At 64.6% G+C, this 13,299-nt stretch carries 18 protein-coding genes; 10 read left to right on the top strand and 8 right to left on the bottom strand.

All coding sequences use genetic code 11. The annotated features are described in order from the left end of the window. Positions 1–129 precede the first annotated feature (129 nt). A complete protein-coding gene (locus J4G43_RS25495) occupies positions 130–384 on the top strand; it encodes a hypothetical protein (RefSeq protein ID WP_228411358.1) in 255 nt (84 codons plus the stop codon). A 147-nt stretch (positions 385–531) separates the two neighbouring features. Here J4G43_RS25495 and J4G43_RS25490 read toward each other — a convergent pair whose 3' ends face one another. Both J4G43_RS25490 and J4G43_RS25485 read right to left on the bottom strand, forming a co-directional pair. After that, positions 532–750 (bottom strand): hypothetical protein, encoded by a 219-nt coding sequence (locus J4G43_RS25490; RefSeq protein WP_166341428.1) that lies wholly within the window; start codon positions 748–750, stop codon positions 532–534. 266 nt (positions 751–1,016) lie between these two features. Continuing rightward, the gene (locus J4G43_RS25485) at positions 1,017–1,169 is read right to left on the bottom strand and encodes a hypothetical protein (RefSeq protein WP_014495428.1); all 153 of its coding nucleotides are present in this window, start codon (positions 1,167–1,169) and stop codon (positions 1,017–1,019) included. A gap of 188 nt (positions 1,170–1,357) precedes the next feature. Here J4G43_RS25485 and J4G43_RS25480 point away from each other — a divergent pair, with 188 nt between their 5' ends. Further along, positions 1,358–1,516, top strand: coding sequence for a hypothetical protein (locus J4G43_RS25480; protein ID WP_028161343.1), 159 nt, complete (start codon positions 1,358–1,360; stop codon positions 1,514–1,516). Positions 1,517–1,616: 100 nt separating this feature from the next. Here J4G43_RS25480 and J4G43_RS25475 read toward each other — a convergent pair whose 3' ends face one another. The 3 genes from J4G43_RS25475 to J4G43_RS25465 form a co-directional block, all read right to left on the bottom strand. Then, entirely contained in the window at positions 1,617–2,399 is a 783-nt protein-coding gene (locus tag J4G43_RS25475; RefSeq protein WP_208086683.1) for a hypothetical protein, read from the bottom strand. Between the two features lie 174 nt (positions 2,400–2,573). Next, the gene (locus J4G43_RS25470; protein ID WP_208086682.1) at positions 2,574–2,810 is read right to left on the bottom strand and encodes a hypothetical protein; all 237 of its coding nucleotides are present in this window, start codon (positions 2,808–2,810) and stop codon (positions 2,574–2,576) included. Between the two features lie 70 nt (positions 2,811–2,880). Further along, on the bottom strand, positions 2,881–3,108 hold the full coding sequence (locus J4G43_RS25465; protein ID WP_028150973.1) for a hypothetical protein: 228 nt from the start codon (positions 3,106–3,108) through the stop codon (positions 2,881–2,883). 263 nt (positions 3,109–3,371) lie between these two features. Here J4G43_RS25465 and J4G43_RS25460 point away from each other — a divergent pair, with 263 nt between their 5' ends. After that, a complete protein-coding gene (locus J4G43_RS25460) occupies positions 3,372–3,719 on the top strand; it encodes a DUF6481 family protein (RefSeq protein WP_071914157.1) in 348 nt (115 codons plus the stop codon). A gap of 137 nt (positions 3,720–3,856) precedes the next feature. Here the strand turns inward: J4G43_RS25460 and J4G43_RS25455 are convergent, their stop codons facing one another. Further along, positions 3,857–4,099: a pentapeptide MXKDX repeat protein gene (locus tag J4G43_RS25455; RefSeq protein ID WP_028150975.1), complete on the bottom strand. Its 243-nt coding sequence runs from the start codon at positions 4,097–4,099 to the stop codon at positions 3,857–3,859. Between the two features lie 297 nt (positions 4,100–4,396). On the opposite strand from J4G43_RS25455, the gene J4G43_RS25450 reads away from it, so the two are divergent. Genes J4G43_RS25450 through J4G43_RS25440 form a run of 3 tightly spaced genes read left to right on the top strand, consistent with a single transcriptional unit; the run spans position 4,397 to position 7,325 of the window. Beyond that, entirely contained in the window at positions 4,397–5,419 is a 1,023-nt protein-coding gene (locus J4G43_RS25450; RefSeq protein ID WP_063983435.1) for a TRAP transporter substrate-binding protein, read from the top strand. After that, positions 5,416–5,970, top strand: coding sequence for a TRAP transporter small permease (locus J4G43_RS25445; RefSeq protein WP_063983436.1), 555 nt, complete (start codon positions 5,416–5,418; stop codon positions 5,968–5,970). The genes J4G43_RS25450 and J4G43_RS25445 overlap by 4 nt, the downstream gene beginning before the upstream one ends. Then, positions 5,967–7,325, top strand: coding sequence for a TRAP transporter large permease (locus J4G43_RS25440; protein WP_063983437.1), 1,359 nt, complete (start codon positions 5,967–5,969; stop codon positions 7,323–7,325). The genes J4G43_RS25445 and J4G43_RS25440 overlap by 4 nt, the downstream gene beginning before the upstream one ends. A 130-nt stretch (positions 7,326–7,455) precedes the next feature. Here the strand turns inward: J4G43_RS25440 and J4G43_RS25435 are convergent, their stop codons facing one another. Continuing rightward, on the bottom strand, positions 7,456–8,148 hold the full coding sequence (locus tag J4G43_RS25435; protein ID WP_208086681.1) for a GntR family transcriptional regulator: 693 nt from the start codon (positions 8,146–8,148) through the stop codon (positions 7,456–7,458). Positions 8,149–8,378: 230 nt separating this feature from the next. Between J4G43_RS25435 and J4G43_RS25430 the strand changes: the two genes are divergently transcribed. From J4G43_RS25430 to J4G43_RS25415, 4 genes are all read left to right on the top strand, one after another. Further along, positions 8,379–8,987, top strand: a complete 609-nt coding sequence (locus J4G43_RS25430) for a TRAP transporter small permease (protein ID WP_208089409.1) — start codon at positions 8,379–8,381, stop codon at positions 8,985–8,987. After that, entirely contained in the window at positions 8,987–10,252 is a 1,266-nt protein-coding gene (locus J4G43_RS25425) for a TRAP transporter large permease (RefSeq protein ID WP_208086680.1), read from the top strand. Before J4G43_RS25430 ends, J4G43_RS25425 begins: the two co-directional genes overlap by 1 nt. A gap of 24 nt (positions 10,253–10,276) precedes the next feature. After that, positions 10,277–11,260, top strand: a complete 984-nt coding sequence (locus tag J4G43_RS25420; protein WP_038936090.1) for a TRAP transporter substrate-binding protein — start codon at positions 10,277–10,279, stop codon at positions 11,258–11,260. 73 nt (positions 11,261–11,333) lie between these two features. After that, positions 11,334–12,260 (top strand): dihydrodipicolinate synthase family protein, encoded by a 927-nt coding sequence (locus J4G43_RS25415; protein WP_208086679.1) that lies wholly within the window; start codon positions 11,334–11,336, stop codon positions 12,258–12,260. Between the two features lie 126 nt (positions 12,261–12,386). On the opposite strand, the gene J4G43_RS25410 is transcribed toward J4G43_RS25415, so the two are convergent. Further along, a complete protein-coding gene (locus J4G43_RS25410) occupies positions 12,387–13,298 on the bottom strand; it encodes a hydroxymethylglutaryl-CoA lyase (protein ID WP_208086678.1) in 912 nt (303 codons plus the stop codon). Position 13,299 lies beyond the last annotated feature (1 nt).

Below are 13,299 nucleotides of genomic sequence, written 5' to 3'. Positions count from 1 at the left end.
GACGTGACGGACGCACAGTTACCTATCCTCATTACTTCACGAATACGTGGGTACCCTCGCCCCGGTCTTTGAACCGGGCAGACGAACCCTATCTATGCGCCGGGCGACGTGCGCCCGATAGGGAATTCGATGCTGCCAACCGAGTGGACGAGAATGGCTATCGCATCTGCGGTTGCCGTGATCGCGATGTCGTATTTGGCAATCGACGCTGGCGTCGTGAACTCCAGCGTGATCACACGGCGCATCGAGACGGCGCGGGCTTCCATTGCGGACGCGGCGGCCAGTCAGCATCAATTCGCCTTCGCTATTCAGGCCTGGGCGCGTCCAAGCCGCGAGAAGGCGGACTCGGAGCCTCATTTGGAGCACTGCCTGGCGATCGATTGAGTCAGGCGCAGCACCAGATCAGCCGACGCCTAAGCGGCCTTTCTTTTGTTCACGGTCCGACTCCGCTTCGTTCCAAAAGCACGAATCGTCATCGCAAAAATCGGCAGCGCGCATTCATTAATGCCGCGTTTCGCTGGCTCGGTTCGTTCATGCATCCAAGGTCACGAGCACGGGCCGCAATCGGTACGCATCGATCGCGGCGTTCGACAGCAGCAGCCTGCGCCGCTCGCCGCGCAGCATCAAGCGGTCGATCCTGTTCAGGATGAAGCGGGCTGAATCATTGGGCTCACCGGTGAGCAGGCCGGATTGGTCGAGATATTTCCAGGCGATCTCGAAAGACTGCGCGCGCAATTCGGGGTCTGTCATAGCCGGCCAACGTCGACGGGGAACGGATGTTCCTAACCGCGCAACGTCAGTCGCAGCGAACCACGGCGCGACGAAATGCGTAGCGCCGCGAACGAGATCACGACCAGCACGTTGGCTGCAACGAAATGGAGTGGTGCCGACCCGCCAGCCCCGGTCGGCTTTGAAGGGCCCCGTGCTTGTCCCCCGAGCACGGGGCTTTCTCATGCAGGCCAACCAGCGTCCCGACCTCGGCCGGCCATTGACGCGAGATCTCGCCGAGGATGCGATTAGTCCGTCTGCTCGTCGCGCCGGTCGCGGGCGAGCTGATGCCAGGCCAGAGCCAGTTGGATCAGTCTCTGCCGGTCGGCGCCGTCGGCGGACGCCGCGGCCCGCTTCATCGCCGCCTCGGCTTCGTGCTGTGGGTCGTACTTGGGGCACATGAGGCCGAACCTAACCGACCGATATGGACGGACCGATGGCAATTTCGTCCGTATGAATGCGGGGTGGCTTCGCGTCGTCCGAACCCACCCTGACGCATCTGTGAACTGCGTCACAGCCTGCAACCGGCGTCTCGGCTAAACAGAACTCAACCGCTCGCACCGCCGCGAGAGGGCATGGGTGGTCCATCATGACACAGGAAGCAGCAGCCGAGGCTCACGTCCCGACGCGACGCGCAAGGCCCGACCTGTTCGGCGCCACGTTTCTTGCCACCATCGGTATCGTGATGCTGGCCTGGATCGCAGGCTTGGTCTGGGCCGCGATCGCGTTCTTCAACTGGCTGGTGTGACGCGCGAAGCGATCAGTATCGCTTCAGCAAGCAATTCGTTGCCCAGACAAAAGGAGGCGGGCCTGCGCCCGCCTCCTTGTTTCAGACCTTGCCTGCAGTCTCAGTAACACGCGCGAGGATCGGCCTGCACATACTGGCCGCTCGGATAGCGGTAGTAGCAATTGCCCTGGGCGAAATAATAGCCGGGCCGCGAGGCAGCCGTGGCGCCGGCGATCGCGCCGGTGGCGCCGCCGATCACGGCACCCGCGGCCGCGCCCGAGGCGTTGCCCGAGATCAGGCCGCCCAGCACGCCGCCGACGATGGCGCCGCCAAGTGCGCTTGCGCCGGGATCAGCCGGTGGCGGAGGCGGCGGCGGTTCGTAGGCGACGGGAGGCGGCGCAGGAGCATAGGCCACCGGCATGTCGTCGAAGTAATCCTCGGAGATGTAGGCCGGCGGGCCGGCCATCCGCTGCGGATAATAGTACCAGACGCCGCCGACGTCCCACCACCAGCCGGAGCGGCCGTTGCGGACCTCGTGGCGCCAGCGCCCGCCATCCCAGGCGCGATTGCCGCGATAGGCGTGTCCGCCCCAGTCGCGCTCCGGTGCGGGGCCCCTGGCGTAATTGCGTCCGGGCGGCGAGCCGCCTGCTCCGTGTGGGCCGGGACCGGGGCCGCCGGCGTGGGGCTGGCCGCCGGGCTGTTGCGCGGGCCGGGCCGCCTGCTGCGGCGGGGGGCCCTTGCGCATGTTCTGATTGTTCTGGGGCGGCGCGCCCGCGCCGGGCCCCGCAGGCGTCTGGGCCTGGGGTCTTGGCGGCAATGAGTCCTGTGCCTGCGCCGAAAGCGCGACAAGGGACATGGCCGAAACCAAGGGAATAATGATCTTCATGCGGCTGGACGCACTCATGCGTGCTTAACCCCCTACTCTCGCGATTGCCGTGGTGCCTAGCGCGATAGACGATTCGCCTCGCGCCTGGCTGATGCCGGCGGACATAACTGACCTGCTTTGGTCGGCTAAGTCCCGTTACAAATGATTAAGATCACGGCAATTTTCGGCCCCGGGGGGCGCGGCGGAACCGTTCTAGCGCGCCGGCTCGATCACATTGCAGTTGGTCCGCCCCGACATCAGGCAGTCCTGCATCTTGCTGGCCGCGGTGAGATCGCGGGCGAGCCACCAGCCGACACCGAGGATCACGAGCGCGATGATCAATCCGGCAATCGCGCCGCGACGGTTGTCGCCGGATTGAGGTTTTGCGAGGGATTTGGGCTTTTTGCCCGGTTCGGGCTTGGACTCAGACTTGGACTCAGACTTGGACATGACTGGCCGATCGCAGGGGTGAGCCGGCTTTACCACCTCTGCGACGTCGCGTCACATCCCGGTCGATCGTTCAGCCCCGGGTCTGTCGGATCGCATCCTTGCGCGAGGTTTCGACCGCCGGTGTGGCCCGCGGTGCGCAGGTCGTCAGCAAGAATGCGGTCTGGGTGCATTCCCAATCCGCGCCGAGGACGGCACTTTCGATCGGCTTCGGGCGGGCAAGCAACAGTGCGACGCCAGCCAAGGCGACCACCGCGACGGCGATTGCGAGCGCCTTCGGGCTCAGTCTTGAGATCATCATGCCCGTGCTCCGTCTCGTACCGGGCGGACGCTAGGCGCCGCTCCGTGTGGTCCTCTATGAAGGACATCACAATTCGGCAGTTTTTCGGGGCTACGAGAGATCGTCGGGGGTGGCGATTTTTCGTCTACCTGATCGGCTGCGATTATGGGTGGCTTCGCGACGCGCGCCGATGTACACGCTTCTGCGTCGCGTGGTGCCTGCTATGCCCAGCCGACGTACCAACAGTCACCGATGTAGGATTGAAAGCGAGGAAGGCAAGGCCCGTGAGTGGATTTAGGGAACCCGGGTTTTCAGACCGGCAAAAGGCGGCGCAGGAAGCGCGCAAAAATCTTTTGAACAAATTCAAGTCGCAGCCCGGGCTGGATGATCCGGCGGTGGCGGCACGTCGTGCTGAGCGCGAGGCGCTCGCGGCCAAGCGCGCAGAGGCAAAGGCCGCGCGCGAAGCCGAGAAGGCCGAGCAGAAGCGTATTGCGGAAGAAGCTGCAGCGGCCGAAGCCGCGCGTATCGCCCGCGAAGCGGAAGAAGCGATCGCCAAGCAGGCTGAAGTCGAGGCCGAGCAAAAGGCCAAGCGCGACGCCCGCTACGCTGCCCGAAAGGCCAAGCGGAAGTAACGTTCGCAAGTCACGTTCAACTCACGTCGCGTTCAAGTGAAGTTGAACTGAAACATCGCTGGGGGCGGTCCATGTGACCGCCCTCGGACTTCCAAGCGCGCGTCTGCCTTCGCAGACGCCGCGACGACGGCGGAAGATCAGTTCTTCTTCATCATCCCGTCGTCTTTCTTCATCCCGTCCTTCGACATGTGGTCCTTCTTCATGCCGTCGTCCTTGGACATGGTGTCCTTCTTCATGCCGTCCTTGGACATCGTGTCCTTCTTCATCATGCCGTCGTCCTTGCCCATCTTGTCCTGGGCAAAAGCGGCCGGCGACAGCGCGAGGCCAAGCGACAGAGCGGCAGCCGAGACGCCGAGCACGATGCGGGTGCGAATGGTCATGAGTGATTTCCCTTCGAGATGGTGTTTGTCAGCGACGGACGCCGCTATCTGATCTCGACGGATTGCCCGCTGGCGTTGTTACGCGCCCATTGACAAAATTTCTGCGGGCCGGCTTCGCGGACGGCCAGTGTGCACTGCAGCAAGGCCGGCACTTGCCCCGGCATTCGGTCTCGAACTATCAGATGAGAGAATATTGGGTGAGAGACCGGCTAGGATGGACCTATGCGCTGGTCTCAAGGACCCAGCCCACCTCACACCAAACAAGAACCGGCCAAGGGCCGTCCAAGGGGATACACCATGCTCACGCGCCGTCATCTGATCGCGACCGCCGTCGCCGCACCCGCCATTCTTCGCTTCGGCACTGGTACCGCGCATGCCGCGACCACGCTGAAGATCTCGCATCAATTCCCGGGAGGGACCATCGACAAGGGCGACTTCCGCGACCGGCTTTGCCGCATGTTCGCGGCTGAAGTCGCCAAGCGCAGCAAAGGCGACATCGCCGCAGAAATCTATCCGAACTCCTCGCTGATCAAGACCAACGCGCAGTTCTCCGCGATGCGCAAGGGCGCGCTCGACATCAGCCTCTATCCGATGCCTTACGCCGGTGGTGAGCTGCCGGAGACCAATATCGGCCTGATGCCGGGCCTCGTGACCACCTACGACCAGGGCATGCGCTGGAAGAAGGCGCCGGTCGGCAAGGCGCTGACCGACTTCCTCGCCGACAAGGGCATCATCCTGCTCACCTGGGTGTGGCAGGCCGGCGGCGTCGCCAGCCGCTCCAAGCCGATCGTCGCTCCTGAAGATGCCAAGGGCATGAAGGTGCGCGGCGGCTCGCGCGAAATGGACATGGTGCTCCAGACCGCCGGCGCCTCGGTGCTCTCGGTGCCGTCGAACGAAATCTACGCGGCGATGCAGACCGGCGCCTGCGATGCCGGCATCACCTCCTCGACCAGCCTGATCTCGTTCCGGCTCGAAGAGGTCGCGAAGTCGCTGACCTCCGGTGCGGGTGCCTCCTACTGGTTCATGCTCGAGCCGCTGATGATGTCGAAGGCGATCTTCGACAAGCTGCCGAAGAACCAGCAGGACGTCCTGCTCGCGGTCGGCACCGAGCTCGAAGCCTTCGGCCGCAAGGGCGCGCAGGACGACGACGTCGAGGTCGCCAAGGTCTACGAGAAGGCCGGCGCCAAGGTCAGTGCGCTCGATGCCGCCACCGTCGGCAAATGGCGCGACATTGCCCGCGACACCGCGTGGAAGGATTACGGCGCCAAGACCGCGACCGCCGCCAACCTGCTCAAGCTCGCCTCCGACGTCGGCGCATGAGCCACGGTCCGCTTCCGGATCGTGACGACCAGGCGAACGCTGCCGCAGGGACCGGCCTTGCGGCGGCGATCGATCGCGGTCTCGCCGTCCTCAACACCATCATCGTCGTGTTCGCAGCGATCGCGCTGATCGCGGCCTGCGCCATCCTGAGCTACAGCGTGCTCAGCCGCGCCCTGTTCAAGGCCGCCAATTACTGGCAGGACGAGGCCGCCGTATTCCTCCTGGTCGGCGCCACCTTCATGACGGCGGCCTATGTGCAGCAGAACCGCGGCCATATCGGCATCGAGGCCTTTGTCGGCCTGCTGTCGCCGCTCGCGAACCGGATCAGGCTCTGGCTGGTCGATGCTGCGACGTTCCTGTTCTGCGCCTTTTTCGCCTGGAAGTCCTGGACGCTGACCCATGAAGCCTATGTCGACGGTCAGGTCTCAAACTCGATGTGGTCGCCGCCGCTCGCCATTCCCTATTCGCTGATGGCGCTCGGGATGAGCCTGCTCTGCATCCAGATCCTCGTGCAGCTTGCGCTGCCTTTCGCAGGAGCCAGGCGTCCATGAGCGTTTTCGGTATCGGCCTCGCCTACGGTATCGCGACGCTGGTCGTGATGTTCTCAGGCATGCCGATCGCGTTCGCGCTCGGCGCGGTCGCGGTCGTGTTCATGGGCATCTACATGCCGGCCGCGTCCCTGGATACGGTGACGCAGAACGTCTACGAAGAAATGGCCTCGATCACGCTGCTGTCGATCCCGCTCTTCATCCTGAAGGGCGCCGCGATCGGCAAATCGCGCGCCGGCCAGGATCTCTATTCGGCCCTGCATGCCTGGCTGCATCGCGTCCCCGGCGGCCTCGGCGTCGCCAACGTGTTCGCCTGCGCGCTGTTTGCGGCGATGGCGGGCTCCAGCCCTGCGACCTGCTCGGCGATCGGATCGGCCGGCATCCCCGAGATGCGTAAGCGCGGCTATTCCGGCGGCTTTGCCGCCGGCATCATCGCGGCCGGCGGCACGCTCGGCATTCTGCTGCCGCCCTCGATCACGATGATCCTGTTCGCGGTCGCCGCGGAAAAATCGCTCGGCCGGCTCTTCCTCGCCGGCATCGGCCCCGGCCTGCTGCTGGTCTCGCTGTTCGGCGCCTATGCGGTGATCCGCTTCCGCCAGGAATATGCCGCGGCGCAGGCGATCTTTGAGAAAGGCGGGCCGGAGGCGGCGATCCTGGCCCGCGACGAATACACGCTGGCCGAACGCTTCAGCGTGCTGCCGCGTGTAATCCCCTTCGTGCTGCTGCTCACCGGCGTCATGATCGCGCTCTATGGCGGCTACGCGACACCGTCGGAAACCGCCGGCCTCGGCGGCCTGCTCGCGCTGGCGCTGATCGCGGCGATCTACAGCGTGTGGCGGCCGAGCGACCTCGCCCCGATCTTGAAGTCGACGATCCGGGAATCGACCATGCTGATGATGATCATCGGCATGTCGCTGCTCTATTCCTACGTGATGAGCTATCTGCACATCTCGCAATCGGTCGCCGAATCCATCGTCGCGATGCACCTGCCGCGCTGGGAGCTGCTGTTCGCGATCCTCGTCATGGTCGTCGTGCTCGGCTTCTTCCTGCCGCCGGTCTCCATTATTCTCATGACCGCGCCGATCATCCTGCCGCCGCTCCGCGCCGCCAATTTCGACATCATCTGGTTCGGCGTGGTCATGACCATCGTGATGGAGATGGGGCTGATCCATCCGCCGGTCGGCCTCAACATCTTCGTCATCCGCAACGTCGCGCCGGACATTCCCTTGCGCGAGGTGATCTGGGGTACCCTGCCCTTCGTGCTGCTGATGATGCTCGCGGTGCTGCTGCTGTGCTTCTTCCCGGGAATCTCGACCGGGCTGCCGGACCTGGTGATGGGGCCGGACGGGAGCAGGTAGAGGCGATCGCAACTGTCGTAGGGTGGGCAAAGGCGCGCAGCGCCGTGCCCACCACCTCTCCGCAATCCCGATAAAAGTGGTGGGCACGCTTCGCTTTGCCCACCCTACGAGCTAACCCACCCTACGATCTCTACGATTTATCCTTCCGCCGTGCCTTCGGCGCGATCGTGCTGCCGGCCACCACCTGCAACAGATCCTTGCGCACCGCCTCGATGTGCCGCTCCAGGAACCGGCAGGCCTCCTCGACCTTCTGTGCACGGCAGAGCGCGATCAGATGGGCGTGCTCCTTCTCGGCTGTCCCCATCGCCTTGGTGTTGGAGAGCTGGAGGCGCGTGTAGCGGTCGCTGGTCTGGAGCAGTGACAGCACGATCGCGCGCGTACGCGGCTGAGGGGCGTGAACGTAGAGCGCCATGTGGAAGTCGGCGTTGAGCTGCCCCCATTCGCTGACGTTGCGCGCCTTGATCGCCTTCTCAAAACTCTTGTGGATGTCGTCGAGCCCTTCGAAATCATCGGCGGTGAAACGTGGCGCCGATTGCGCCAGGAGGCGCGGCTCCAAAATCCGGCGCAGGTCGAACACGTCGTTGATCTCGTCCAGCGACAGCTCCGAGACGATAGCGCCCTTCTGCGGAACGATGCGCACCAGGCCTTCGGCCTCGAGCTGGAACAGCGCTTCGCGCACCGGGATGCGGCTGACGCCATAGGCCTCGCCAAGCGCGTCCTGACGCAGTTGCGAGCCGGCCGGATAGGTGCCGTCGAGGATCGCCTGCCGGAGCTGGTCGACGATCGCAGCCGACAGGGTGCGGTGCTTCAGAGGCTGTTTCATCTGACCTTCTGTTGTCCTTCCCGACTCATCCGGCCGAAGCGGTCTCTCTCTTGCATGTTGAGGGGCCCAACAAAAGTGTGCGGCCCGGCAAAAGCCATGCCCAGCAAAAGCGCGTCCTGCCGCCGAAATGACCGCAATCTCCGTTTGACACGCAAAATGTATAAATTATACATTTGCCGATAGCACGAGATTTCTCAGGGGTCGGGGCCTCTTTCATGATCGAGCAGACGATGCTGGCCACGCGCGCATTCAGCGTTCGACGCATGGTCGTCCGCGCGTCCAGTGCCCTGCTCGCCGTCGAGCGCGTCGCGCCGATGGGCCTGATGTACCTGCTCACCGGCCTGATCCTGGTGAACGTCGTCACCCGCTACGCGCGCTTCCCGATCTACTGGATCGATGAATCCGCGGTCTATTGCGTGGTCTGGCTGACCTTCGTCGGCGCCTCCGCGATGACGCGGCTGCGGCTCGATTTCGCGGTCACCATGCTGACGGAACGTCTTTCGCCGCGGCACCAGAAGATCGCAAAGGTGATCTCGACCGGCATGGTCGTCGTGTTCGGAATCGCGCTGATCGTGACCTGCATGCTCTGGATGGACCCGATTGGCCTTGCGCGCGCCGGCTTCGACGGGCGCAAGCTCGCGGCCGAGACCTTCAACTTCCTCTACACCGAGCACACCCAGACGCTGAACTGGCCGACCTGGGTGCTCTATCTGACGCTGCCGATCTTCGCGGTCTCGATGACCATCCACGGCCTCGCCAACCTGCTGGAAGATCTCGAGCTGGTCCCGCGCACGCCGCCGAAGGGCTTTGCGCTCTCCGAGCTCGACGGGGTCAACTGATGATCACGTCAGTCGCCTTCGTCGCGATCATGCTGGTCGGCGTGCCGATCGGCCTCTGCCTGTGCCTCGCCGGCCTCGTCTACATCGCAGCATCCGGCAATCCGGTGCTGTTCCAGTCCTATCCGCTCCAGCTGTTCGGCGGCGTCGACAGCTACGGCCTGATCGCCATTCCGCTCTTCATCCTGATCGGCGAGATCATGAACGGCGGTGGCATCACGCGGCGCATCGTCGACATGGCGATGGCCTTCGTCGGCTCGCTCAAGGGCGGGCTCGCCTACGTCAACATCCTCGCCAACATGTTCATCTCCTCGATCCTGGGATCGGCGACCGCGCAGGTCGCGATCATGGCCCAGATCATGGTGCCGGAGATGGAGAAGAAGGGCTACGACAAGACCTTCGCAGCGGGATTGACCGCCTATGGCGGCATGCTCGGCCCGATCATTCCGCCGTCGGTGATGTTCGTGGTCTACAGCGTGCTCGCGCAGGTCTCGGTCAGCGACATGCTGATCGCCGGCATCGTGCCGGGCGTCATCCTCACGGTGATGTTCTGCCTCGTCATCGCGCTGATGGGATACGTCTACAATTATCCCCGCGCCGATTATCAGACGCCGCGCCAGCGCGTCATGACGATCCTGCGGACGTCACCCACCCTGCTGATCCCGATCGTCATCGTCGGCACCATCCTCAGCGGCCTCGCCAATGCGACGGAATCCGCTGCGGTCGGCGCGGTCGCCGCCGCACTCGTCGGGAAATACTGGACCAGGGAATTCGAATTCTCGCAGTTGCCGCAGATGATGCTACGCAGCGCCATCTATTCGGCGATCGTGCTGTTCCTGGTCGCGGCCGCAGCGGTGTTCTCCTGGGTGCTGATCTTCGGCAAGGTGCCGCAGGAAACCGCCGGCTGGATCCAGTCCGCTGCCAAGGACCCGGTCAGCTTCATGCTGATCTGCAACGTCATCCTGCTGATCATCGGCACTGTCATCGATGGCATTCCCGGCCTGATCATGACGGTGCCGATCCTGCTGCCGGTTGCAACCGACGTCTACCATATCGATCCCCGGCATTTCGGCGTCGTGGTGGTGATCAACCTCGTGCTCGGCCTGCTGTCGCCGCCGGTCGGGCTTTGCTTCTTCGTCGCGGCCGCCGTCACCGGCGCCAAGCCGGGCAAGATGTTCATGGTGACGCTGCCGTTCTTCGTCATCTCCTGCGTCCTGCTGGTGCTGCTCTCGCTCTACCCCTCGCTCTCGCTGATCCTCATCAAATAGGCCCGTTCAAAAGGAAGCCCGACCATGCCGCTTTCACGCCGCCGCTTTCTCGCCGCCAGCGCCGCCGCCTCGGTGTTCGCACCGTCGTTGGCGCTTGCCCAGGCCAAGGAATTCCGCCTCGGCCTGATCACGCCCAACGGCCATTCCTGGAACAAGGCGGCGCTGAAATTCGGCGACGATCTCAAGGCGGCCACCAACGGCCGGCTCACCCTGACCGTGTTCCATTCCGGCCAGCTCGGCAACGAGCCCGCGATGATGCAGCAATTGCAGTCCGGCGCGCTCGACATGGGCTTCATCCAGGCCGCCGAGCTCGGTTCGCGCGTGCCGCACATCGCCGCGATCAATGCGCCCTACATCGTCCGCTCGACGCCTGCGGTCGCGAAATTCGTGCGGCATCCGGCGGCGGTGAAGCTGTTCGATGTGCTGCCGCAGGAGACCGGCACCATCGGCCTCGGCTGGGGCATCACCGGCATGCGCGCGGTGTTCTCGTCCAAGGACCTGAACTCGCTCGCCGACATCAAGGGCATGAAGCTGCGTATCAACCCGACGCCGGTCTATCGCGACTTCTATTCCTCGCTCGGTGCCGCACCGACGCCGATCCCGACCCCGCAGGTGTTCGACGCGATGGCCAACGGCCAGGTCGATGGCCTCGAGGCCGATCTCGAATTCTCCTGGAACCAGCGCTTCGACAAGGTGTCGAAGGTGATCCTGCAGATGAACGCCGTCTTCATGCCGATGGCCGCGGTCGTTTCCGGCCGGGTCTGGCAGACGCTCCCCGCAGCCGACCGCGAGCTGATCGCCAAGACGGTGAAGTCGACGCTGGACGCGCAGATCGACGAGTTGGCCTCCAACGAGCCCGCGCTGATCGAGAATTTCAAGAACGCGCCGATCCCGATCCGCCAGGTCCCGCCCGGCGACACCGAGGCTGTCATCGCCGAGTTCGACAAGATCTGGCTGCCCAAGGCACCGGTTCTCGCCGAGCTGCGCAAGGTCGGCGCGACGCTCTGATCCCATTCGCCATCCTCTTCACAACAGCCGGCGGCCCCAGCCCCCCGCCGGCAAACTCACTTGGAGTCACATCATGAGCCGCCGCGTTTCCTGGGAAGGCGTCTTCCCGGCCGTCACCACGCAATTCCACGACGATCTCTCGCTCGACATCGACGCGACCGCCAAGGTCATGGACGGGTTGATCCGCGACGGCGTCTCCGGCCTGATCGTCTGCGGCTCGGTCGGCGAGAACACCTCGCTGGAGCGCAAGGAGAAGGTCGCGATCATGGAGACGGCGAAATCCGTCGCGAAAGGCCGCGTGCCGGTACTGTGCGGCATCGCCGAGTTTACCACCGCCTTTGCGGTCGAGACCGCCAAGGAAGCCGCGCGCGTCGGCATCGACGGCGTGATGGTGATGCCGGCGCTGGTCTATTCGTCCAAGCCGCACGAGACCGCCGCGCATTTCCGTGCCGTCGCCTCCGCGACCGACCTGCCGGTGATGCTCTATAACAACCCGCCGATCTACAAGAACGACGTCACCCCCGACATCCTGGCCTCGCTCGCCGACGTCGAGACCGTGGTCTGCTTCAAGGATTCCTCGGGCGACACGCGGCGCTTCATCGACACCAGGAACATGGTCGGCGACCGCTTCGTGCTGTTCGCAGGGCTCGACGACGTCATCGTCGAGAGCATCGCCATGGGCGCGGTGGGCTGGGTCTCCGGCATGTCCAACGCCTTCCCGCGCGAGGGCGAGACGCTGTTTCGCCTGGCCAAGGCCGGCCGCTTTGCCGAGGCCATGCCGATCTACGAATGGTTCATGCCGCTGCTGCATCTCGATGCGCGCCCCGACCTCGTCCAGTGCATCAAGCTGTGCGAGCACATCATGGGCCGCGGCACCGCGCTGACCCGCCCGCCCCGCCTCGCGCTGCTGCCGCAGGAGAAGGCCCAGGTCGAGGCGATGATGGCCAAGGCGCTCAAGAACCGGCCGCGCCTGCCGGATGTCGGGCTGAAGGCGGCCTAAGCAAAGGTCTCGTAGGGTGGGCAAAGCGAAGCGTGCCCACCATTTGCCGATGATTGCGAAAGATGGTGGGCACGGCGCTTCGCGCCTTTGCCCACCCTACGGCACCTGAATGTGGCGTAGGCAGCCTTACGTAGCCGCCCGCTTCTTCTTCGCGTTCAGCGCGGAGGCTACGCGGCTCACAGGCGGCTTGCCCAGCACGCCGCTCATCTCGTTCGTGGCCGCCAGCAGCTTGTCCATGTCGACACCGGTCCTGACGCCCATGCCTTCGAGCATGTAAACGACGTCCTCGGTCGCGACGTTACCGGTCGCGCCCGGCGCGTAGGGGCAGCCGCCGAGGCCGCCGGCGGCGGCATCGATGACGCGGACGCCCTCCTCCATACCGGCATAGAGATTGGCGAGTGCCTGGCCGTAGGTGTCGTGGAAATGCATCGCGAGTTTTGCCGGCGGGATATTGGCGCTAACCGCGCGCAGCATCGCCTTGGCCTTATCAGGCGTGCCGACACCGATGGTGTCGCCGAGCGAGAACTCGTAGCAGCCGAGCTCCCATAGCGTGTTGGCGAGATCGGCGACCGCCTTCGGCTTGATCTCGCCGTCGAACGGGCAGCCCAGCACGCAGGAGATATAGCCGCGGACCCTGACACCATCCGCCTTGGCGCGCGCCAGCACCGGCTTGAAGCGCTCGATGGACTCCGCGACCGTGCAGTTGATATTGGCGCGCGAAAAGCCTTCCGAGGCCGCCGCGAACACGGAGACGACTTGCGCGCCGGCAGCGCGCGCGGCGTCATAGCCCTTCTCGTTCGGCACCAGCACGTGGAATTCGGCGCCCTTGACGTGGCTGACGCCGCGCAGCACGGCGTCCGAGCTCGCCATTTGCGGGATCGCCTTGGGCGAGACGAAGGCGCCGACCTCGACCGTGGTGAGGCCAGCGGCTACGAGCGCCTCGATGAAGGCGATGCGGGCCTCGACGCTGACGGGCGTCTTCTCGTTCTGGAGGCCGTCGCGCGGCCCCATTTCGATGATGCGGACGGGGTCGCTCATC

This window comes from Bradyrhizobium barranii subsp. barranii, from assembly GCF_017565645.3.
Lineage (GTDB): Bacteria > Pseudomonadota > Alphaproteobacteria > Rhizobiales > Xanthobacteraceae > Bradyrhizobium > Bradyrhizobium barranii.
The sequence above is the reverse complement of the archived record's forward strand: the minus strand, read 5'-3'. Positions and strand labels throughout refer to the sequence as shown.

Bases quoted from the DNA above. Each gene is read 5' to 3' on its own strand.
- J4G43_RS25455 (WP_028150975.1), bottom strand. From the start codon at position 4,099: ATGACCATTCGCACCCGCATCGTGCTCGGCGTCTCGGCTGCCGCTCTG.
- J4G43_RS25425 (WP_208086680.1), top strand. From the start codon at position 8,987: ATGATCACGTCAGTCGCCTTCGTCGCGATCATGCTGGTCGGCGTGCCG.
- J4G43_RS25495 (WP_228411358.1), top strand. From the start codon at position 130: ATGCTGCCAACCGAGTGGACGAGAATGGCTATCGCATCTGCGGTTGCC.
- J4G43_RS25440 (WP_063983437.1), top strand. From the start codon at position 5,967: ATGAGCGTTTTCGGTATCGGCCTCGCCTACGGTATCGCGACGCTGGTC.
- J4G43_RS25430 (WP_208089409.1), top strand. From the start codon at position 8,379: ATGCTGGCCACGCGCGCATTCAGCGTTCGACGCATGGTCGTCCGCGCG.
- J4G43_RS25450 (WP_063983435.1), top strand. From the start codon at position 4,397: ATGCTCACGCGCCGTCATCTGATCGCGACCGCCGTCGCCGCACCCGCC.
- J4G43_RS25435 (WP_208086681.1), bottom strand. From the start codon at position 8,148: ATGAAACAGCCTCTGAAGCACCGCACCCTGTCGGCTGCGATCGTCGAC.
- J4G43_RS25485 (WP_014495428.1), bottom strand. From the start codon at position 1,169: ATGTGCCCCAAGTACGACCCACAGCACGAAGCCGAGGCGGCGATGAAG.
- J4G43_RS25475 (WP_208086683.1), bottom strand. From the start codon at position 2,399: ATGAGTGCGTCCAGCCGCATGAAGATCATTATTCCCTTGGTTTCGGCC.
- J4G43_RS25480 (WP_028161343.1), top strand. From the start codon at position 1,358: ATGACACAGGAAGCAGCAGCCGAGGCTCACGTCCCGACGCGACGCGCA.
- J4G43_RS25465 (WP_028150973.1), bottom strand. From the start codon at position 3,108: ATGATGATCTCAAGACTGAGCCCGAAGGCGCTCGCAATCGCCGTCGCG.
- J4G43_RS25415 (WP_208086679.1), top strand. From the start codon at position 11,334: ATGAGCCGCCGCGTTTCCTGGGAAGGCGTCTTCCCGGCCGTCACCACG.
- J4G43_RS25410 (WP_208086678.1), bottom strand. From the start codon at position 13,298: ATGAGCGACCCCGTCCGCATCATCGAAATGGGGCCGCGCGACGGCCTC.
- J4G43_RS25490 (WP_166341428.1), bottom strand. From the start codon at position 750: ATGACAGACCCCGAATTGCGCGCGCAGTCTTTCGAGATCGCCTGGAAA.
- J4G43_RS25470 (WP_208086682.1), bottom strand. From the start codon at position 2,810: ATGTCCAAGTCTGAGTCCAAGTCTGAGTCCAAGCCCGAACCGGGCAAA.
- J4G43_RS25445 (WP_063983436.1), top strand. From the start codon at position 5,416: ATGAGCCACGGTCCGCTTCCGGATCGTGACGACCAGGCGAACGCTGCC.
- J4G43_RS25420 (WP_038936090.1), top strand. From the start codon at position 10,277: ATGCCGCTTTCACGCCGCCGCTTTCTCGCCGCCAGCGCCGCCGCCTCG.